Origin of the sequence: Actinomadura sp. NPDC048021, assembly GCF_040653135.1 — a bacterium.
In the GTDB taxonomy this organism is placed as follows: Bacteria; Actinomycetota; Actinomycetes; order Streptosporangiales; family Streptosporangiaceae; genus Spirillospora; species Spirillospora verrucosospora.
On sequence record NZ_JBEZJQ010000044.1, the window covers coordinates 9,037 to 29,062 of the forward strand.

Annotated in this window: 13 protein-coding genes; 6 read left to right on the forward strand and 7 right to left on the reverse strand. The window is 75.7% G+C overall.

Going from position 1 to position 20,026, the window contains the following annotated elements; translation table 11 throughout:
• Window positions 1-5 precede the first annotated feature (5 nt).
• From AB0C87_RS41140 to AB0C87_RS41155, 4 genes are read right to left on the reverse strand one after another with little or no spacing between them, the layout of a single operon-like run.
• On the reverse strand, window positions 6-1,955 hold the full coding sequence (locus AB0C87_RS41140) for a hypothetical protein (protein ID WP_360581963.1): 1,950 nt from the start codon (window positions 1,953-1,955) through the stop codon (window positions 6-8).
• Complete coding sequence (locus AB0C87_RS41145) at window positions 1,952-3,115, reverse strand: VWA domain-containing protein (RefSeq protein ID WP_360581965.1); 1,164 nt, start codon at window positions 3,113-3,115, stop codon at window positions 1,952-1,954. Before AB0C87_RS41145 ends, AB0C87_RS41140 begins: the two co-directional genes overlap by 4 nt.
• A complete protein-coding gene (locus AB0C87_RS41150; RefSeq protein WP_360581967.1) occupies window positions 3,112-5,421 on the reverse strand; it encodes a DUF5682 family protein in 2,310 nt (769 codons plus the stop codon). The genes AB0C87_RS41145 and AB0C87_RS41150 overlap by 4 nt, the downstream gene beginning before the upstream one ends.
• Complete coding sequence (locus AB0C87_RS41155; protein WP_353835611.1) at window positions 5,421-6,587, reverse strand: AAA family ATPase; 1,167 nt, start codon at window positions 6,585-6,587, stop codon at window positions 5,421-5,423. The genes AB0C87_RS41150 and AB0C87_RS41155 overlap by 1 nt, the downstream gene beginning before the upstream one ends.
• Window positions 6,588-6,669: 82 nt before the next feature.
• Between AB0C87_RS41155 and AB0C87_RS41160 the strand changes: the two genes are divergently transcribed.
• From AB0C87_RS41160 to AB0C87_RS41170, 3 genes are all read left to right on the forward strand, one after another.
• Window positions 6,670-7,524 (forward strand): SDR family oxidoreductase, encoded by an 855-nt coding sequence (locus AB0C87_RS41160; RefSeq protein ID WP_360581970.1) that lies wholly within the window; start codon window positions 6,670-6,672, stop codon window positions 7,522-7,524.
• Window positions 7,525-7,615: 91 nt separating this feature from the next.
• Window positions 7,616-8,191, forward strand: coding sequence for a TetR/AcrR family transcriptional regulator (locus tag AB0C87_RS41165; protein ID WP_345182511.1), 576 nt, complete (start codon window positions 7,616-7,618; stop codon window positions 8,189-8,191).
• Between the two features lie 85 nt (window positions 8,192-8,276).
• Window positions 8,277-9,065, forward strand: a complete 789-nt coding sequence (locus AB0C87_RS41170; RefSeq protein WP_360581972.1) for an SDR family oxidoreductase — start codon at window positions 8,277-8,279, stop codon at window positions 9,063-9,065.
• Here the strand turns inward: AB0C87_RS41170 and AB0C87_RS41175 are convergent.
• Window positions 9,052-10,458 carry a pyridoxal-dependent decarboxylase gene (locus AB0C87_RS41175; protein ID WP_360581974.1) on the reverse strand — a complete coding sequence of 469 codons (1,407 nt, stop codon included), beginning with the start codon at window positions 10,456-10,458 and terminating at the stop codon, window positions 9,052-9,054. The genes AB0C87_RS41170 and AB0C87_RS41175 overlap by 14 nt on opposite strands.
• 61 nt (window positions 10,459-10,519) lie before the next feature.
• Here AB0C87_RS41175 and AB0C87_RS41180 point away from each other — a divergent pair, with 61 nt between their 5' ends.
• Complete coding sequence (locus tag AB0C87_RS41180) at window positions 10,520-11,932, forward strand: aminotransferase class I/II-fold pyridoxal phosphate-dependent enzyme (RefSeq protein WP_353835616.1); 1,413 nt, start codon at window positions 10,520-10,522, stop codon at window positions 11,930-11,932.
• A gap of 25 nt (window positions 11,933-11,957) precedes the next feature.
• Here the strand turns inward: AB0C87_RS41180 and AB0C87_RS41185 are convergent, their stop codons facing one another.
• Window positions 11,958-15,263, reverse strand: a complete 3,306-nt coding sequence (locus AB0C87_RS41185) for a DUF4132 domain-containing protein (RefSeq protein WP_360581976.1) — start codon at window positions 15,261-15,263, stop codon at window positions 11,958-11,960.
• Between the two features lie 196 nt (window positions 15,264-15,459).
• Here AB0C87_RS41185 and AB0C87_RS41190 point away from each other — a divergent pair, with 196 nt between their 5' ends.
• Window positions 15,460-16,569 carry a cystathionine gamma-lyase gene (locus AB0C87_RS41190; RefSeq protein WP_345182500.1) on the forward strand — a complete coding sequence of 370 codons (1,110 nt, stop codon included), beginning with the start codon at window positions 15,460-15,462 and terminating at the stop codon, window positions 16,567-16,569.
• Between the two features lie 50 nt (window positions 16,570-16,619).
• Entirely contained in the window at window positions 16,620-17,867 is a 1,248-nt protein-coding gene (locus AB0C87_RS41195) for a hypothetical protein (RefSeq protein WP_360581979.1), read from the forward strand.
• On the opposite strand, the gene AB0C87_RS41200 is transcribed toward AB0C87_RS41195, so the two are convergent.
• Window positions 17,864-20,020 (reverse strand): DUF4132 domain-containing protein, encoded by a 2,157-nt coding sequence (locus AB0C87_RS41200; RefSeq protein ID WP_360581980.1) that lies wholly within the window; start codon window positions 20,018-20,020, stop codon window positions 17,864-17,866. The two genes, AB0C87_RS41195 and AB0C87_RS41200, sit on opposite strands and share 4 nt — an antisense overlap.
• Window positions 20,021-20,026 lie beyond the last annotated feature (6 nt).

The window sequence follows — 20,026 nt, forward strand, 5'->3', positions numbered from 1 at the left end:
GCGCGTCAGCGCAGCTCGGCCGCGGTGACCAGGCGGATGTGGGCGGTGGCCCAGGCGCGGGTCATGCCCTCCGGGTCGTCGGCCGCGAGCGCCGCGGTGAGGGCGCCGAGCGTCCCGGCGCAGGTGCGCAGGCCGACGCGATCCAGCGCCGCGCCCGCGCGGACGAGGCGTTCCCGCACGCCGGACGGCAGGCGCAGGAGGCCGCGGTGGGCCGCCTGAGCGCAGGCGGCGAGCGCCTCCTCCAGGGCGTCGCCGAGCGGGTCCGGCACGGCCTGGGGCGGGGACCCGAGGGCGGCGGTGCCTTCGCCGGGAGCCAGGTCGGGGACGACGGGACCGCCGGCGGTCAGCACGGCCAACGGGTCGATGACGAGGCCCCCGCGGTCCCTGCGGACGGCGCCCGACACGAACCGGGGCTCGGTCGCGAGCGCGTCGGCCAGGGCGTCCAGGGCGGCGGGCCGGTGGGGGCTGTAGTCGGCGGAGACGACGGCCGGGACGCCCGCCGCGTCGGCGACCACGGCCTCCAGCCGCTGCGCCCCGGGGCGGTAGCCGATGTGGCGGACCTCGGCGATCTCGACGACGCGGACGAGCTCCGCCTCCACGCGGGGCCGCACGAGCCGGGGCGGGAGCGCGTCCAGGGCCCGCTCCTCGGCGGCCAGGTCGCGCACCAGCAGCCCGGCGGGCAGGCCCTCCCAGGCGTCGCCGAGCGGGGTGACCGTCGTCTTCGCGATCCGCCCGGAGGTGACCCGGACGACCCGTCCCGCGCTGCGCGAGGCGCTCTCGGACACGACGTTCGCGGCGGCGAGGGACCGCAGCGGCGCCCCGAGGACGCGGCGCCCGGCCAGGTCGGCGCCGGTGAGCCGGTCGCCGTCCGGGACGTCCCAGCGCCGCTTCAGCACCAGGACGACGCCGGTGGCGGTGTGCGCGAGGTAGACGTCGGCGGTGCGGGCCGCGGACGTGCCGCCGACGCGGCAGCCGAGGGCGGCGAGGCGGACGCGGCGCAGCGGCGTGTCCGCCGCCTCCTGCGTGCCGAGCACCTGGGAGCGGGCGGCGCCGCCGTGCGCGGCGCGGTGCCGGGCGTGGACCTCGGCGAGGAGCTCCGCGACGCGCGCCGGGTCGTGGTCGGCGCGGCGGTCGTGGTGGGCGGCGAGCTGCCCGGCCAGGTCGCCGAGCGCGGCGGCGGGCCAGTGCTGGCCGGACGCCGCCAGGTCGGCGGCGGTGCGTTCCAGCGCGGTCGCGAGGACGGGCCCGGTGTGCGCCGCGCCCTCCAGCAGGACCTGGTCGGCGAGGTCGAGCGCGGCGTCGAGGCCGTCGCCGCCGGCCCCGGCCGAGCCGCCGACCTCCAGCCGGATCTCCTCGCCCTCCAGGCCGCGCTCGTCGGCGGCGCGGAACGCCCAGACGGCCAGCACCGTGACCTCGCCGCGCACCGCCGCCACCGCGTCGGTGTGGACGTAGCCGAGCTCCCCCGGCACCAGGAACCGGACCGTGCAGGTCTGCAGCTCCACCTGCGCCACCGGCTCCCGCGCGGTGGGGCGGCAGATCTTCGCCGAGTACCCGGTGCGGAGGGCGCGGCGCGCGGCGGTGAGGGCGCGCCGCCCGAGGACGCGGGCGAGCGCGTCGTCGTCGAAGGCCCCCGGCGACCAGCCGGGCCCCGGCTCCTGAGCCTCGGGCGCCTCCGGTGCGGCGGCGGTCCGCTGGTAGGCCAGGACGAGGCAGATCCGGTGGCGGCACGTGCCGGTCGCCGCGCACGAGCACCGCGCGGCCTCCAGCCCCGCCCCGGCGGGCAGGGACGCCGTGGTGCCGTCGGGGAAGGCGCCGTCGACCCCGCCGTCCGGGGAGACGGTGATCTCGGGGCCGGCGCCGGCGTCCAGATCCTTGGCGGCGCGCTTGACCAGGCCGCGGTTGGCGAGGGCGGCGAGCGCGTCCGGGGTCAGCGCGAGCAGGTCGGCGCGGGTCACCGGCCGATCCGTTCCGCGACGAACTCGGCGAGCTGCCCCGGCGTCATCGCGCCGACGTGGGCGCCCTCGTCGGCGAGGCGCTGCGCCGTCCTCCGGTCGTAGGAGGGGTTGGCCGCCTCGTCGAGCGCCGCCAGCCCGAGCACGTGCGTGCCCTGCTGGACGAGCCGCCGCACCTCCTCGACGAGCCGGTGCTCGCTCCCGCCCTCGTAGAAGTCGGTGATGACCGCGACGATCGCGCGGCGGGGGTTCTCCACCAGGCCGGCCCCGTAGGCCACGGCCCGGCCGATGTCGGTCCCGCCGCCCAGCTGCACCTTCATCAGCAGCTCGGCCGGGTCCGTCACGTCGGAGCTGAGGTCGACGACGGAGGTGTCGAACGCGACGAGGTGCGTCTTGAGGCCGGGCAGCCCCCACAGGCACGCGGCGGTGACGGCGGCGTGCACCACGGACCCGACCATGGACCCCGACTGGTCGACGAGCAGGATCATCTGCCACTGCTCGACGTGCCGCCTGGTCCGGGACACGAACCTCGGGTTCTCGATGTAGAGGCGGCGCTCGTCCGGGCGGTAGTGGGCGAGGTTGGCGCGGACGGTGCCGTGGAAGTCGAAGTTGCGGGAGTTCTTCACGCGGCTGGGCCGCCGCGAACGGGTGCCGTGGAACGCCTGCCGGACCTCGGTGGCCAGCCGCTCCATCAGCTGCCGGACGACGGCCTCCACGATCCGGCGGGCCAGCGCGAGGACCTCGGGGTTCATCAGGTGCTTGGTCCGCAGGACGGCGCGCAGCAGCGCCTCGTCCGGCTCGATGCGCTCCAGGACGGCCGGGTCGGTGACGATCTCGTGGATCTCGTACCGCTCGACGGCGTCGCGTTCGAGCCGCTCGATCGTCTCCTTGGGGAACAGCCGGTGCACGGCGTCGAGCCAGTCGACGGTGGTGAGCTGGGACGGCCCGGTCCCGCCGGTGCGGTCGTCGGACCGGCCGGCCGCGGCGTCGCCGTCCCCGCCGGAGCCGCGCCGCACGCCGCGCCTGGCGAGCTCGGGGTCGCGCCCGTACAGCCAGCCGAGCGCCGCGGCCCGTTCGGCGGCCCCGCCCTCCAGCGCGCCCGTGCACGGCTCGGCGGGCGCGCCGAGGACGAGCCGCCAGCGTTCCAGGTCAGGCGGGATCACGATGTCCCCTCCCCGCTCTCGGTCGAAGGCCGGCTTCCCGCGTCCGCCGCGAGGCCCGCCGCCGCGAGGGCCTTGTCCACGCGGGCGTCCAGCGCGAGGGCCTCGGCGGTGAGCAGCGGCGCTTCCGGCGCGCGCAGCAGCGCGCGGGCGGAGCCGCGAAGGTCGCGCCGGTCCAGCAGCCCCTGGGCGATGGCGGCGCGCTCGCGGGGCGGGAAGAACTCGAACGCCTGCCGCAGCGCGGGCAGCGCGATGAGGAAGTCCTCCTCGCTCAGCCCGCCGACCAGCTCGTCCAGGACGCCGAGAAGGGCGGCGCCCGGGTCGAGCACCTCCTGCCTGGCCAGCGCGAACAGCCCGGCGAGCCAGTCGCCGAACGTCGCCGGGACCGCCGCTCCGCGCATCGCCCGGGCCGGGTCGGAGGCGTCGCCGAGGACGCGGGCGAGCCCGAAGGCGGCGCCGCGCAGGTCGGGCGGGGCGCCGGATCCGGCGGCGACGCGGCGGGCGACGCCGAGCGCCGCGGCCCGGTCGAGGCGCAGCGTGCCGGAGGCGTGCAGGAGCGCGTCGCGGACGGCGGCGAGGGCGCGCAGCCGGCGCAGGTCGGCGGGCGCGGGACCGCCGCGCACGCCCTCGGCCAGCCACAGGATCCGGTCGGCGCACTCCTCGACGACCGTGCCGAACAGCGGGCTGCCGGCCGTGCCGAGGACGCGGTCGTGCCGCCACAGCCCGAGGACGGATTCGAGCGCGGCCCCGAGCGCGGCGATGTCGGAGGCGCCCGCGATCCCGGCGGAGATCGACTCGGCGATCCGGCCGGACTGGTCGGCGCAGCCGCACAGCGCCGCGTCGAACAGCACGGCGGCGAGGCCCTCCATGTCGGCGCCCGCGGCGTCCATCCGCTCGTCCAGGGCGGCCGCCGCGGCGTCGGCCAGCGTGGGCCCGTAGGCGCCCGCCTCGATGAGCGCGGCGTGGCGGCGCCCGTCGCGGTCGGCGGCGTCCAGGGTCCAGCGCTCCTCCAGCTCCGGGTCGGCGCCCGTGGCGGGGCCGGACTCGCGCTCGGCGAAGGGGATCCGCAGGACGCGCAGGCGGTGCAGCGCCCGGCTCCGCTCCAGCCCGCGCGGGGTCGTCAGCTTCAGCACGACCGGGCCGCCGCGGTCGAGCCCGAGGCGCGCCAGCTCGGCCGTCGCGTTCCCCACGAGCGGCGGGGCGGGCGTGTCGGCGTGCAGGCGCCCGGTCCGGTCGCCGCTCAGCGCGTCCACCATCTCGGCGACGGCCGGGTGCGCCCCCGGCGCGAGCGCGCCGCGGGAGGTCCACGGGAGCCGCTGGTCGAGGTCGTCGTTGACCAGCGCGGACACCAGGCCGTCGAGCAGGTCGGTGCGGGCCGGCGCGGGGTGGCCGCGCAGGCGGGTGAGGCCGGCGGTGAGGGTCCGCGCGGCGATCAGGTCGGAGGTCGACACGACCTGCCCCCGCCCGCGCAGCCGGGCCACGACCGTCTCCACCAGCGCCCCGGCCGCCGCGTCGGGGCCGTCCTCCCAGAGCCGCTGGTAGTACTCGGGCGACGGCATGCCCGACTGGTAGCCGGTGAACGCGTCGAGGCGCCGGAACGAGTACGGGACGAGGAAGCTGCCGCCGGTGGAGTCGCCGGGCGGCTCGGGCACGTGAGGCCACGCCGTGCCGCCGGACGCGGCGAGCGCTTCGAGGGCCGGCTTGTGGAATCCGCCGGTCACCACGACGACGGGGCGGTCTCCGGCGTCGGCCTCGGCGGCCCGCACCCACTCCGCCATGTAGGACTCGCGGGCGGCGTCGTCCTCCCCGGCCTCCGCCTCGCCCCGCACGAGCCCGAAGTAGGCGTCGAGCCGCTCCGCCGTGTTCTCCGCGTCGATCTCGAACAGGTGGTCCCAGAGGATGTCGGTGTTGTCGACGGCGAACTCCCGGCACAGCCGCCCGGTCACCTCGGCGTAGCGGCGCTCGGCGTCGGCGTAGCGGTTGCTCCGCCCGGCGAACGCCGGGTGCCAGGCGGGCAGGTCGATGAACCGCAGCTCCGCACCGGCGGCCCGGCCCTCGTTCAGCGCGACCCACTCCGGGGAGTAGGCGCAGAACGGCGACCAGGACGCGTGCACGCGCTCGTCGTCGCGGTAGTAGCTGAAGACCGCGACGGGCGGCTCGTGGCCGAGGAGCAGCTCGCCGATCCGGTCGCCGAAGTCGGCGGGCCCCTCCACCAGCACGTACGCGGGCCGCAGCCGCCGGATCGTCTCCCGGACGAGGCGGGCGCAGGCGGGGCTGTGGTGCCGGACGCCGACGAACGTGGCGGCCATCAGCCGGGCAGCAGGTGCCGGGCGGCGTGCAGCGCCTTCCACTGCTCCCCGTCGCGGCGGGGAGCCTGCTGCTCCAGGTAGCGGCGCAGCCGGGCCAGGTCCTCGGGGTTGTCCTTGGCGGCGGTGCCGGCGAGGCACTCGACGATGTCGGCGGCCCCGCCCTCCTCGCCGCGCAGGAACCAGCCGCGCACCCCGACCTGGTGGGCGACCGAGACCGCCTCGGCGGTGCTCATCACCGCCGACAGCCGGTCCATCGACCGGCCCTCCTCGGTGGTGGCGTCGCGCAGTTCCCGGAACACGGTGACGAGCACTTCGAGGACGTCCCGGCGCGGCGCGACCTCCACCCCGCTGTGCTCCAGCAGCCGCCCCGCCTCCTGCTCGACCAGGTCCAGCTCGGTCGCGAAGTCGGCGATCGGGAACACGGTCTCGAAGTTGAACCGCCGCTTGAGCGCGGCGCTCATCTCGTTGACGCCGCGGTCGCGGGTGTTGGCGGTCGCGATGATGTTGAAGCCGTCGCGGGCGAACACCATCGCGTCCGCGCTCTGCCCCCCGTGGGACGAGGGCGCCCCGCTCCCGCCGGAGGCCGCGCGGGACAGCTCCGGGATCGCCAGGACGCGGTCGGACAGCGGCGACAGCAGCGAGTCCTGCACCTCCAGCGGGCAGCGGGTGATCTCCTCGAACCGGACGACCTTGCCCTCGGCCATCCCGGTGAGCAGCGGCGCCGGGACGAGGGAGCGCGTGGAGGGCCCCTCCGAGACCAGCAGCGCGTAGTTCCACGAGTACTTGATCTGGTCCTCGGTGGTGGCCGCGCCGCCCTGGATGGTCAGCGTGGAGGTGCCGCTGACCGCCGCCGCGATCAGCTCCGACAGCAGCGACTTCGCCGTCCCGGGCTCGCCGACGAGCATCAGCCCCCGGCTGGTGGCGAGGGTGACCAGGGCCCGGTCGATGAGGGCGGTGTCGCCGACGAACTTGCGGCGGACGCCGAGCGCCTCGTCCCCGACGATGAACCGCCGCGCGGCCGTCAGGCCGAGCGCCCAGCCGGGCGGCCTCGGCCCGGTGTCGCTCTCGCGGAGCCTCTCCAGCTCGCCGGCGAACCGCACCTCCGCCGGCGGCCGCTGGTACCCCGTGTCCACGTCCTCCGGCCCCTCCGAGGGGTGATCTTCCATGCCCCAACGCTAGGGGACCCCTCGGACACTCCGCCCAAAGATAGAGATCTTCCCCGCCGGCACGGCGGATAGCATGCGCGGCATGATCTTGGTGACGGGAGCGGGCGGGGCCGTGGGTTCGGCGCTCCTCGAGATACTGCACACCGCCGGGCAGCCGGTCCGCGCCGCGTACCACGCGCAGCGCGACGTCGACCAGGCGGCCGCCGCCGGCCTGGACGCCGTCCGGATCGACCTCGGCCGGCCCGCGACGCTTCCGCCGGCGCTGCGCGACGCCGACGCGGTGTTCCTGGTCGGCGCGATGGGGCCCGACCAGACCCGCCAGGAGCTCAACCTCGTCGAGGCGGCGACCGCGGCGGGCGTTTCCCGGGTCGTCAAGTTGTCGGTCTGGCGGGCCGACGAGGAGCTGACGCCCATCGCCCGCCTCCACCGGCCCGCGGAGGCGGCGCTCCAGGAGTCCGGCCTGCGGTGGACGTTCCTGCGGCCGAACTTCTACATGCAGAACTTCTCCCGCCAGTTCGCCGCGTCGATCAGGTCGGCCGGCCGGTTCGCCCAGCCCCGCGCCGACGCCCCCATCAGCTTCGTCGACGTCCGCGACATCGCCCGGGTCGCCGCCCACGTGCTCACCACCGACGGTCATGACGGCCGCGTCCACGCCATCACGGGCCCCGAGGCGCTGACCTACGACGACGCCGCCGGGGTGCTCTCCCAGGTCCTGGACACGCCGGTCCGCTTCGTCGGGCTCTCGGACGCCGACGCCCGAGCCGCCATGCTGGAACGCGGCCTGCCCGCGTTCCACGCCGACGCCCTGATCGAGGTGAGCCGCGCGTACCGGGACGGCGGCGCGGAGACCGTCACCACGACGGTCCGCGACCTCACCGGCCGCGAGCCGACGACCTTCGAACAGTTCGTCCGCGACCACCGCTCCGCCTTCGTCTGAGCGGCCGCGGCAAGCGGCGGGCCTGAGTGGCGCCCGGCTCGCGCCGCACGAGTATTTGACCTCTAGGTCAAATACTCGCTACGGTCGCGGCATGGGGAGACCGAAGGGCTTCGAACCGGACGTGGTCGTCGCGCGGGCGATGGAGACGTTCTGGACCAAGGGCTACGCCGACACGTCCCCCGCCGACCTGGCCGAGGCGACCGGAGTGGCCAAGGGCAGCCTGTACCACTCCTTCGGCTCCAAGCGCGAGCTGTTCGCCAAGGCGTTGGACCTCTACAGCCGGAGCGGCGTGGAGCTGACCGAGGAGTTCCTCTGGCGGCCGGGCACCACCAGGGAGCGCTTCCGCGCGTACTTCGCGATGCTCGTGGACATGGACCTGGACGGGCCGGTGCGCCGCGGCTGCCTGGCCCAGAACACGGTCGGCGAGCTCGGCGGGCGCGACGAGGAGGCCACCCGCGCGGTGCACCGGATGGAGGAGCGCATGATCGGGCTGTTCGCCGCCCGCATCGAGCAAGGGCAGCGGGACGGCGACGTCGACCGGGGCGTCGACGCCAAGGCGCAGGCGCTGCTCTTCCAGACCACCCTCGCCGGGCTGCGGGTCATGGCCAAGACGTTCGGCCGACCGGAGCTGTACCGGATCATCGACACCGCCCTGGCCGGCCTCTGAGGCGCGACACTTCGGACTTACGCCCTTTTTACGCTCTCATTTTTGACCTCTAGTTCAAGAATTCACTGGTTCAGAAAGGAAGATCATGGATCTCGGCATCAGCGGAAGGACCGCTCTGGTCACCGGCGCGAGTCGCGGCATCGGCCTCGCGATCGCACAGGCCCTGGCCGCGGAGGGCGTCCGGGTGGTGGGCGCCGCCCGCACCGTCACCCCCGACCTGGAGAAGGTCGCCGCCGCGGCCGTGCCCGTCGACCTGAGCACCCGCGACGGGGCGACGGCGGTCGTCGACGAGGCGCTCGCCGCGGTCGGCGGGATCGACTTCCTCGTCAACAACGTCGGCGCGGGCGACCCGGACGGGCTGACCGTCGGCGGGTTCCTCGACGTCGGCGACGAGCAGTGGCAGAGGATGTTCGATCTCAACCTGTTCAGCGCGGTGTGGACCACCAAGGCGGCGCTGCCGAGCATCCTGGAGCGCAAGGGCGCGATCGTGAACATCTCCTCGATCAACGCCCGGACGCCCACCGGCTCGCCGGTCGGCTACGCGGAGGCGAAGGCGGCGCTGGCCCTGTTCGGAAAGCGGCTCAGCGAGGAACTGGCGCCGCGCGGCGTCCGCGTGAACACCGTCTCCCCCGGCGTCGTCGCCAGCCCGCTGTGGACCGACCCGGACGGTTTCGGCGGCAAGGTGGCGGCCGCGTTCGGGATCGGCCACGACGACCTGCTCGCGGGCCTGCCCGGACAGGCCGGCATCGCCTCCGGGCGCATCACCGAACCCGAGGAGGTGGCGGACCTGGTCGCCTTCCTGCTGTCCGACCGTGCCGCCAACATCCACGGCGCCGACCACGTCATCGACGGCGGCACCCTCAAGACCGCCTGACAGAGCTCCGGGCCGCCCCTGGGGGCGTGTTCCTCAGGGCCTCGGTGAGGCGGTGGACGTCGGCCTCGGTGGTGCGCCAGTTGCTGAAGGCGGCGCGGAGCGCGGGCACCCCGGCATAGGTGGTCGGGGTGAGGAACGCCTCGTCCTTCAGGTCGGCGGCGAGGTCGGCGAGCCGCTCGGCGGTGGGGTCCCCGGCCAGCGTGAAGCACACGACGTTCAGGCGGACCGGTGCGAGCAGGCGCAGGCCGGGGATCGTCTCGACGGCCCGCCCGAGGGCGCGGGCGCAGGCGATGTTCCGCTGGACGATCTCGCGGTGCCCGTCCCGCCCGTAGGCCCGCAGCGTGAACCAGGCGGCGAGGGCGCGCAGGCGGCGGGAGTTCTCCGGGGTGAGGTGGACGGGGTCGGGCGTCTCGCCGAGCGGACCGAGGTAGGCGGCGGCGTTCTGGAACACCCGGGTCTGGAGGCGCCGGTGGCGGGTGAACTGCACGGCGCTGTCGTAGGGGACGTTCAGCCATTTGTGCAGGTCGACGCAGATGGAGTCGGCGGCGTCGAGTCCGGCGACCAGGTCCGCGTGGTCCGGCGACAGCGCCGCGAAGGCGCCGAAGGCGGCGTCGACGTGGAGCCAGAACTCGTGGCGTTCCCGCAGCGCGGCGATGGCGCGGAGGTCGTCGAAGTCGACGGTGTTGACCGTGCCGGCGTTGGCGACCACGATCGCCGGGCCGCCGGCCTGGGCCAACGCCCGCTCCAGCGCCTCGGGGTCGACGGCCTCCCGGCCGTGCAGAACCGGCACCTGAACCAGCGAGGCACGGCCGAGACCGAGGATGGACAGGCCCTTCCCGATGCTCGAATGCGGACTTCCGGACAGGACGCGCACCCGTCCCAGTGCCGCCGTGCCCTCCTCCGCCACGGTGACGCCCATGCGCTCGCCGAGCCATTCGCGGGCGACCGCCAGGCCCACCGTGTTGGACATGGTCGCACCGCTGACGAACGCCCCCTGGTGCGCGGCGCCGAGACCGAACAGCTCGCGCAGCCAGCCGACCGTCCGGCGTTCGAGCTCCGGGCCCGCGCCGTCGAGCGCCGACGTGGGGTTCTGGTCGGCGGCCGCGGTCAGCCAGTCGCCCGCCAGCGCGGCCGGCGTGGCGCCGCCCGTGACGAAGCCGAGGTAGCGGGGCCCGGCGCTGGCGGACAGCAGCGGAGCCCACTCGCGGGTGAACTCCGTGAGCGCCGCCGCCAGCCCGGCCCCCTCCTCGGGGAGCGGCACCGGGTCGGGCAGGCGCAAGGGCGGAACGACCGGCTGCTCGTCCAGGCGACCGAGGATGTCGTTCGCGCTCAGGCCGACCGTCCGCAGGAGATCCGGAAGCCGGGCGAGATCTGCGGCGAGGCGTGGATGCATGAGCGCGAGGGTATCCAGGGCGGCGTCACAGATCCTGGGCCAATCTTGGCAAACTGGACCAATGCGTACCACCGACCTCCAGTTGGCCGCAGCGCTGGGCGTGTGGCGAAGGCCGGGCGTCGCCCTGGCACGGGCGCTGGCCGACGCGGTCGGCGACGCCGCCCTGGACGGCCGGTTGCGGGTCGGTTCCCCGCTTCCCGCCGAACGCCGTGCCGCCGCCGCGCTCGGCGTGAGCCGGGGGACGGTGGCCGCGGCGCTGGACATCCTCCGCGACGAGGGATGGGTCGACACGCGCCGCGGCAGCGCGAGCACCCTGCGGCTTCCGCCGGAGGCGGCGATGCGCGTCGCCCCGGTCTCGGCCGTCGGCGAGGACGGTGCCATCGACCTGCGAAGGGCGGTTCCGGCAGCGCCCCACACGGCGTATCAGCGGGCACTGCTGAGAGCGGCCGAGCGTTCCGGCCCGGTCCTGGCCGAAAGCGGAGAGACCGGCGCGGGGCTGCCGGAGCTGCGCTCACTGATCGCGGACCGCTACACAGGCGAAGGACTCCTCACGCGGCCCGAGCAGATACTGATCACCTCGGGGGCGCGCGCGGCCCTCGCGCTGCTGACGGCGCACCTGCGCCCCCGGGCCGCGGCCGTGGAGATCCCCACCTATCCCGCCGTGCTGGCCGGCTTCCGTGCGGCCGGAACCCGCCTGGCCGGCTGCCGGGTCGCCACGGACGGCTGGGACCTGGACCAGCTCGACGACGCGTTCCGGGCCGCGGCGGGCGGGCTGGCCTACCTGGTCCCCGACTTCCAGAACCCGACCGGCGCGCTCATGCCGGGCGCCGCCCGGCGGACCGTGGCCCGGCTCGCCGAACGGCACCGGGTGACCGTGGTGGCGGACGAGACCATGCGCGACCTCGATCTGCGGGCGGCGCCGGCGCCGCTTGCCCGGATACCCCGCGCCGTCCTCGTCGGCTCCGCGGCCAAGACGGTCTGGGCCGGCCTGCGGGTCGGCTGGATCCGCGGGACGGCCGCGCTGGTCGGCGAACTGGCCCGCCATCCGCTGTGCGAGCCGCTGTCCGCGGCGCCGACGCAGCAGATGGTCGCCGCCGAGCTCCTCCGCGACCCGGCACCGGTCCTGGACCACCGGCGGACGGCCCTGCGGCGGCAGCGCGACCACCTGAGCGGGCTGCTGGCCGGAGACGACCGCTGGCGGTTCACCGTCCCGCCGGGTGGGCTCGCGCTCTGGTTGCGCCTGACCGCCGTGCGATCCGACCTCGTGACGGCCCGGGCCCGCGCGCACGGGCTCGAACTCTCACCCGGGCCGTCCTTCGCGGCCGACGCGACCTGCTCCCACCATCTGCGCCTCCCCTACACCTCGCCGATCACCACGCTGGACCGCGTCGCCGCCGTCCTGGACGGCGCGTGCGGCGGCCGGGGCCCGCGGGTCCCGAGCCCGGGCCGCCGGGGGACGCGTCCCGGCCGGTGAGCCGTCGCCCGGGCGGTCGCGCCGCTCACTTCTCGGCCCTGTCGGCGAGGGCGGTCAGGTCGGACAGGATCTCGGACGCCATGACGGGGTGCAGCTCGCCGAACGTCAGCGGCGTCCCCTTGCTGGGCCAGAAGTCGGCGGGTTCCACGGCGAGCCACACGTACTCGAGGACCTGGTGGTCGCCGGTGGCGTCGAGCGCGCCGACCGCGAAGCCGGGATCGAGGTCGATGACGACGTACCGCCGGTCGGCGACGCGCCGGGAGATCCACCGCTCGACCCCGGCGTCCAGCGGCGCGCCGCGCTCCCAGCCCAGCTTCACCAGGCCGAGGACGTCGCCGAAGGGCAGCTTGAGGCCCTCGAACCGCTCCAGCCGCCCGCTGCCGCGCTCCTGCTCGGTCAGCGTGTGGACGGGGCGGGTGAGCTGCGGGAACGGTTGCGATATCTCGTAGTCGGCGAAGACCTCCGACCACGCCTTCACCGTGTCGCCGAGGTCCAGCGGGTGCGCGACGCCGACGCGGGCCGACGCGGGGAGGGCGAACGCCTCGTCGTCGGCGTCGGCGAAGGTCCGGTCCTCGGCGATGCGGAACGCGGCGGTCGTGCCGCCGTCCTCCGCCAGCCAGACCAGGCGGCGGGCGATGTGCCAGACGAGCGGGTGCCGGACGATGTACTCGCCGAACTCGGCGGGCGTCCAGCGGCGCCGCGTCACCATCGCCTGCTCCAGCCTGCGGAGCTGGTCGGCGGCGACGGTGCGGACGTCCTTCTTGAGCGCGGCGAACGCCTGGTAGGCGGCGGGCGCGAGTTCGGGGTCGTCCTTGGCGGCGGGCTTGGGGAGCGTCTTGCGCCGCTTGCCGTCCTCGTCGGCGACGAACGGCTTGAGCTGCTCGTCGAACCGGACGAGGAAGCGGCGCGGGCCGTAGTCGAGGGTCATGCCCCCTTCGGCGTCGAGGCCGAAGTCCGGGACGAGCCGGTCCGCGAGCTGGTCGGTGCTCAGGTCGAGCCGCTTCGCGACCTGCCGGATCCGCTCCTGCGCCTCCGCCTGCAGCCCCTTGAACTTCACCTTCTGGGCGATGCCGTGCAGGTGCATCAGCGCCACGTCGGTGCCGATCTCGGCGAGCACGTCCAGGCCGTGGACGGCGTTCTTGTGCCCGCCCTCCCCCGGCCACGCCCGGATGACCGGCGTGAGGCGCCGGACGGTGTCGTCGTCGCCGGTGCGGCCGAGCTGCCGCAGGGCCCAGGCGTCCTTGGACGGCTTGCCGGCGTCGAGCCACTGCTGGAAGAGCGCCCACCCGAATTCGGACAGCGTGCCGGGTGCGCACGCCTCCGCCAGCTCGTCCATCGCGTACGGGGTCGGGAGCGCGAGCACCTCGACCAGACGGCCGACCGCCTCCCGGGGAAGGGCGCGTTCACCGCCCCGCAGCAGCACCTGCGGGAGCGGCGTCGGATCCAGCCATGCGCCGATGGCGGGGGGCCTGTCGAGGCCCGTCTCCACCGGCGGAGTGGACAGCAGCGTCCGGACCGCCTCGGCGGCCTCGTCGCCGTGCGCGTCGCGGGCCGCCGCGACCACGCCGTCGAGGCCGCGCAGGTCCCGCACGTACCGCAGGGCGGTCTCAGCGGGCCGCCGCTCCTTGGCCTTGTCGCCGAGCGCCGCCGGGACGAGCAGGGGCACCGCGTCGACCCCGTGGCGGCCGAACCACCGGCGGGCCGGGCCGAGGAGCGCCCCGCGCTTGACGAGCCCCTCCGCCATGAACCTCGCCACGCCGCCGTCCAGGTACGGCATCAGCGGCTCGCAGCAGGTGTCGGGGAACGCCTTGGCCGTCCGGACGGCCGGGGGCAGGGCGTCGAGTTCGTAGCGGGCCGCGAGAGGCCGCATCCACACGTGAGCCCACCGGACGCCGTAGCCCTTCCATCGGGGCATGAGGGGACGGATCAGCTCCTCCGGCCCGTAGACCATCAGCTGCACGTTGCCCGAGTCGTGGCCGGCGGACGTGTAGGCCCCGACCAGCGCCTCCCAGTCGGGGTCGTCGGGCTTCTCGGTCTTCGGGTCCCACTTGAGCCACTCCTCCCGCTCGCCCTCCCGCCACACGAGCCGCGCCTCCGGGACGGTGAGGCCCTTGAGGACGGGGCGCCGCGGGTTCAGCCACGGCGGGTCGGCGAGCACGGCGGGCAGCTCGCCGGGCGCCGCCTCCGGAACGCGGGCGGACGCGGCGGCGACGCGCCGGACGGCGGCGGCGACGTCCTCCGGCAGGCCGGGCAGCTCCGCGCCGGCCAGGTCGGGGTGGGCCTCGACGTGGGAGGCGAGCAGGTCGTCGGCGCCCGCGCGGGCCAGCAGCCGCAGCGCCCGCACCGGGAACCTGCGGGCGGCCTCCCCGACGGCGGCCCGGACGTGCTTGCGGTCGAGCCGGTCGAGCAGCGCCTGGAACGCCTCGCCCGTCGGCAGGATCGCGATCGTCTCGAAGATGCGCTTGCGGTCCTCGGACTCCAGGGAGAGGCCGTCCACCTCGGTGAGGAGGAAGGGCAGGACGCCCGGCCCGATGCCGTCGGCCATGCTGGCCAGCAGGGCGCGGCTCGCCTGGCCCCAGTACAGGCCGCGCGCCGGGAACGCCGCCGCGAGCTGCTCCGGCTTGCCCAGCGCCGGCATCACCATCCCCAGCAGGTCGTGGCGGCGCGTCTGCGGGGGCGGGGCCGCGCAGCACTCGTCGACCCAGTCCTCCCGCGTCGGGACGAGGTACGACACCAGCCAGCTCGCGCACCAGCCGGACCTGTGCGCCGCGAGCCGCTCGACCGCGTCGGCGTAGTCGGCGTCGGACGCGACGGCCAGCAGCCCGCGGACGCGCTTCGCCTCCTGCTCCGGGATCTGGAGCGCGTACTCGTCCGTGACGCGCTGCGCGCCGACGGAGGTGCCGAGCCAGGTGCCGCCGCCCTTGCGGACGGCCTTCGTCCGGCTCAGCTCGACCAGCGCGCACGCCGCGAACCCGAGCCCGTGCTCGCCGACCCACGCGTCGACGTAGGCCCGGCACACCTTGTCCCCCTGGTGGCCGCCCACGCCCATCGAGGTGACGGCCGCGACCACCGCGGCCCCGGCCGGATCGGGCCGCCCGTCCAGGTGCCGCCGCGCCGCCTCGGCCAGCTCGGGTTCGCCGGCGCCGCCCTTCAGCAGCGCCTCGACCACCCCGCGGCCCTGCTCCACGAAGCCCTGGACGGCGCGCGCCGCCGCCGCAGGACCGGGCACTTTGATCTTGGAACCGGGGGCGCCGCCGCGCCGCGCGTGCAGCGAACGCCGCCAGGCGTCCGGGATCACCAGGTCGTTCTCGCCGGGGAGCTGATCTTCCATGCCGCCCCACCGTAGAGGAGCATGCCGACAAATCCCGGGGATCCGGTGAATGACCGACCCCTGGAACGCCCGGCCGCGTCGCCGGGTCGGAGACGGTCCGCGCCATGGCCGGCTCCCTCCGCGGGCCCTGAGCCGTTCGGCCGCCCGGATTCCGCAGGTGGGACGATGGGTGGCCGGACCACGGGAAGGGGCGCGCATGGAGATCGGGGACGGGACGCTGGCCGTGGGCGCCGGGCGGCCGGAGGCGGAGAACTTCGCGCCGGGCCTGCCCGGGCCCGTGTTCGCGGCGCACTACCACCTGGCCGGGGAGGCGAGCGGGCCCTACACCTACGGGCGCGAGTCGAACCCGACGTGGACGCTGCTGGAGCGGGCCGTCGGCGAGCTGGAGGGCGGCGCGGAGGCCGTGTCGTTCTCCTCGGGGATGGCGGCGGTGGCCGGCGTGCTTCTGGCGCAGGTCCGGTCCGGCGACGTCGTGGTCCTTCCCGACGACTGCTACCACACGACCCGGGCGCTGAAGGAGCGCCTGGAGTCCTACGGCGCGGTCGTCCGCATGGGGCCGACCGCGGGCGACGCCCAGATCGGGCTGCTGGAGGGCGCGCGGCTGGTCTGGCTCGAAACCCCGTCCAACCCGAACCTGGACGTGTGCGACATCCGGCGGGTCTCCGAGGCGGCGCACCGGGCCGGCGCCCTCGTGGCGGTGGACAACACCCTCGCGACCCCGCTCGGGCAGCGGCCGCTCGACCTCGGGGCCGACTTCTCCGTCGCCAGCGACACCAAGGCGCTGACCGGGCACGGCGACCTGCTGCTCGGGCACGTCGCGACCCGCGACCCGGCCCTGGCGGAGGCGGTCCGGGTCTGGCGCAGGACCGTCGGCGCGATCCCCGGGCCGATGGAGGCGTGGCTGGCCCACCGGTCGCTCGCCACGCTCCAGCTGAGGCTGGACCGGCAGGCGGCCAACGCGCTGGCGGTGGCCGAGGCGCTGCGGGGACGTCCGGAGGTGTCCGGGCTCAGGTATCCGGGGCTGCCGGACGACCCGTCCCACGAGGTCGCGGCCCGGCAGATGCGCCGGTTCGGCTGCGTCGTGTCGTTCGCCCTGCACGACGAGGCGGCCGCCGAGAGGTTCCTCGGCTCGCTGCGGCTCGTCATGCAGGCCACCAGTTTCGGCAGCGTGCACAGCTCCGCCGAGCGGCGCGCCCGCTGGGGCGGCGACGCCGTGACGCCCGGCTTCGTGCGCTTCTCGGCCGGCGTCGAGGACACCGCCGACCTCGTCGCGGACGTCCTGCGGGCACTGGCGTCGGCCGGGTAGCGCGAAAAGCGGATGATCCACGCGGCCCGCCGGGGCTAGCGTGGCCGCCCATGAGCGACGCGCGGGCACTTCTGGAAAGCGGCGACATCGCCGGACTGATCCGGCATCTGCGGTTCAACGCCGAGACGATGGAGCTGGGCGAGGTCGCGCGGCTCATGGAGGGCGCGGCGGCGCTGTCGGGCTTCGACGACATGCGCGAGGCGGCCGCGGCGATGGCCGTCCGGCAGGAGCCGCAGCAGCTCTACGACTTCGGCTTCGCCTGCGTCGAGCGCGGCGTCGCCTTCCTCGCGGTCCCGGCGCTGAGGCGCGCGCTGGAGATGCTGCCCGACGAGCCCGTCCTGCTCATGGAGCTGGTGTCGGCGCTGGAACGCGAGAACCGGCACGCCGAGGCCGTCGCGGCCCTGGAGCCGCGGGTGGACGCGCTGGACCCGTGGCCCGCCCGGTACCTGCTGGCCTACAACGCGCTGTTCTCCGGGGACCCCGGCCGGGCCGCCCGCGAGGCGGCGCGGCTGCCCGCGCCGGGTGAGGACTGGGTCCCGGCTCGCGACAGGCTCGCGCGGATGCTCGCCCGGGCGGAGGCCGCCGGACCGCTCGACTCCCGGGACCTTCGGGGCTGGCACTTCACGCTGGGCGGCGGCGTCCTCGCCACGATCTCGCCGTACGGGTTCGCGGACGGCATGACGGGGCGCTACGCCTACACGTCCGACAGCTTCGCCCTGTGCAGGCGGACCCTCGACCGGCTGCGGCTGGTCCTGGACGCGGCGGGGCGGCGTCCCGCGTCGGTCGGCCTGCTGCCCGACCGGTCGAGCCGGATCCTGGGCCTGGCCGCGGCACGCCTGTTCGGGCTGCCCGCCGAGCCGTTCGCGCCCGGGCGCCCCGGCGCGCTCGTGGTCGCCTACGACCTGAACGAGACGGACGCCGGCGGACTGCGGGAGCGGGCCGAGGGGCAGGTGCTGTTCGAGCACGCGTCGTGCTGGACCGACCCGCCGGTGGTGAGCGCCGACGTCACCGGGTTCCTGCACCAGGTGGCGGTGTCTCCGTGGGGCGAGCGGCTGCGGGTCGGGGCCGGCGGCGAGCCGGAGACCATGCCGCCCGACGAGCGGCCCGAGGAGGTGCTGGCCGCCGAGATCGTCGCCGCCGACCCTCGGGCCGACGACGACGCGGGCGGCGACGGGGCGCCGCCGGACCCCGACGAGCGCCTGGCGGGCTTCGTCCGCGCGGTCGCCGGCCACTGGCTCACCGGGCCGAGGGACATGGTGCGCTCCCCCGGCCCCGTGCCGAGCAGCCGTTTCGCCTAGGAGGCGGTCAGGCCGGTCAGGTCGGCCAGCACCTCCGAGACGAGGACCGGGTCGACGCCGGCGAGACCGTCCGCGATCGCGCGGGACGGGTCGCCGGGCGCCGCGCCGATCCAGACCCGCTCGATCGTCTGGGCGGGGTTCAGGTCGACGTAGCCCACCGCGATGCCGGGGCTCAGTTCGACCACGACGGTGACCCCTGGCGCCAGCGTGCGGGAGACCCAGTGCTCAATGCCGTTGTCCTGCGGGGCGCCGCGGCTCCACGCCGTGCGGGTGAGGCCGAGGATCCGGCCGGTGGGGACGGTCGGCCCCTCGAAGCGTTCGAGCCTGCCGCTCTTCCCCTCGCCGTCGGCGAGGGCGTGGACGGGACGTCCGAGCTGCGGGAACGGCTGCAGGATCTCGTAGTCGGCGAACACCTGCGACCAGGCGGCCAGGGAGTCGCCCAGCAGCACCGGATGGGCGATCCGGACGTCCGCCCACTCGGCGGGATCGACGGTCTCGTCGTGGAGGTCGGCGAACGTCCGGTCCTCGGCGATCCGGAACGCCCGGTCGCCGCCCAGCCAGACCAGCCGGCGGGCGAGGTGCCCCATCAGCGGGTGCTCGACGAGGAACGCGCCGAACTCGGCGCGCGTCCACGCGCGGCCCGTGACCATGTCCGACTCCAGACGGGCCACCTCCGCGGAGGCGACCGCGCGGACGTCCTTCCTCAGCTCCGCGAACCGCCGGTAGGCGGCCGGGGCCAGCTCGGGGTCGTCCTTGGCCCCGGGCTTGGGCAGCGCCTTGCGGCGGGCCCCGCCCTCTTCCGCCACCTGCGGTCTGAGCTGCTCGTCGAAGCCGACGACGAAGCGGCGGGGGCCGTAGTCGAGGGTGAGGATCCCGTCGGCGTCCAGCCCGAAGTCGGGGACGAGCCGGTCGGCGAGCTGCGCGGCCGTCAGGCCGCGCAGCTCCGCGATCTGCGCCAGCTTGCGCTGCGCCTCGCCCCGCAGGCCCTTGTACCGGGACTTCCGCGCGATGCCGTTGAGCTGCGTCAGGGCGAGGTCGGTGCCGATCCCGACCAGCGCTTCGAGGCCCTGGACGGCGCTGCTGTACCCGCCGCTTCGTCCCGGCCACTCCTTGACCAGCGGGACGAGCCTGCGGACGACCACGTCGTCGCCGAAGCGTCCGAGGGCCGACAGCACGAAGCCGCTGCCCTTGGGCATGCCCGCCGCCTGCCACGCCTCGAACTGCGCCCAGACGAGCGCGGTCAGCGACTCCGGTTCGCAGACCTGGGCGGCGCCGTCCACGACACCGGTCGCGTCGAGCCGGGCGCCCGGACTCACCGTCAGGGCGAGCAGCAGGTTGCGCGCCGCGTCGCCCGGCAGTTCGCCGCCGTCCCGCAGGACCGGGCGGGGAAGGGCGCCGGCGTCGAGCCACTTCGGCAGGGACGGCGCCCGGACCGGCGGCTCGACGGGCGCGGTCTCGGGAGGCGCGGCGGCGAGGAGCCGCGCGACCGCCTCGGCCGCCTCGTCCCCGTGGACGCGGGCGGCCTCCACGACGTCGCCCTCGATCAGCCTCAGTGCCTTGACCGCGCCCCGGCGCGGGCCGACGCGCTTGCCCAGCGCGTCCGGCACCAGGTACGGGACGGTGGCCAGGCCGTGCCGCGCGAACCACGCGTGCGCGAGCTCCTGCGCCGACGTGAGCCGGTAGAGCCAGTCGGCGACCATCCGGGCCACGTCGGCGGACAGGAACGGCAGCACGACCGGGCCCGTCCCGTACGGGTTCTGCTTGGCGAGCCGGACCGCCACGTCCCAGGCGGCGGTCTCGAAGCGCGCCACGATCGGCTGGAGGGAATGGTGGAAGTCCCAGGTCACGTGCGGATCCCACCCGGCCAGCAGCGGCCGCGCGAGATGCTCGGGCGCCTGCGCGAGGAAGCCCGCCCGCGTGGGCTCGTAGCCCATCCGCCCGTCGCGGAACTCCTCGGCGGCCTCCTCCCACTCGCCGTCCTGCCAGGACCCGAACGGGCGGACCGCGGCCCAGCCCTCGCGCTCGCCGGGTTCCCAGACGATCGCGCGGCCGTCCGGCGCCGCCAGGCCGGGGACGATGATCGGCTCGTCACCGGTGGGCGGGGCCGGCCTGCGCGCCCACGGCGGGTCCAGCAGCGCCTTCGGCAGTTCCATGGAGGT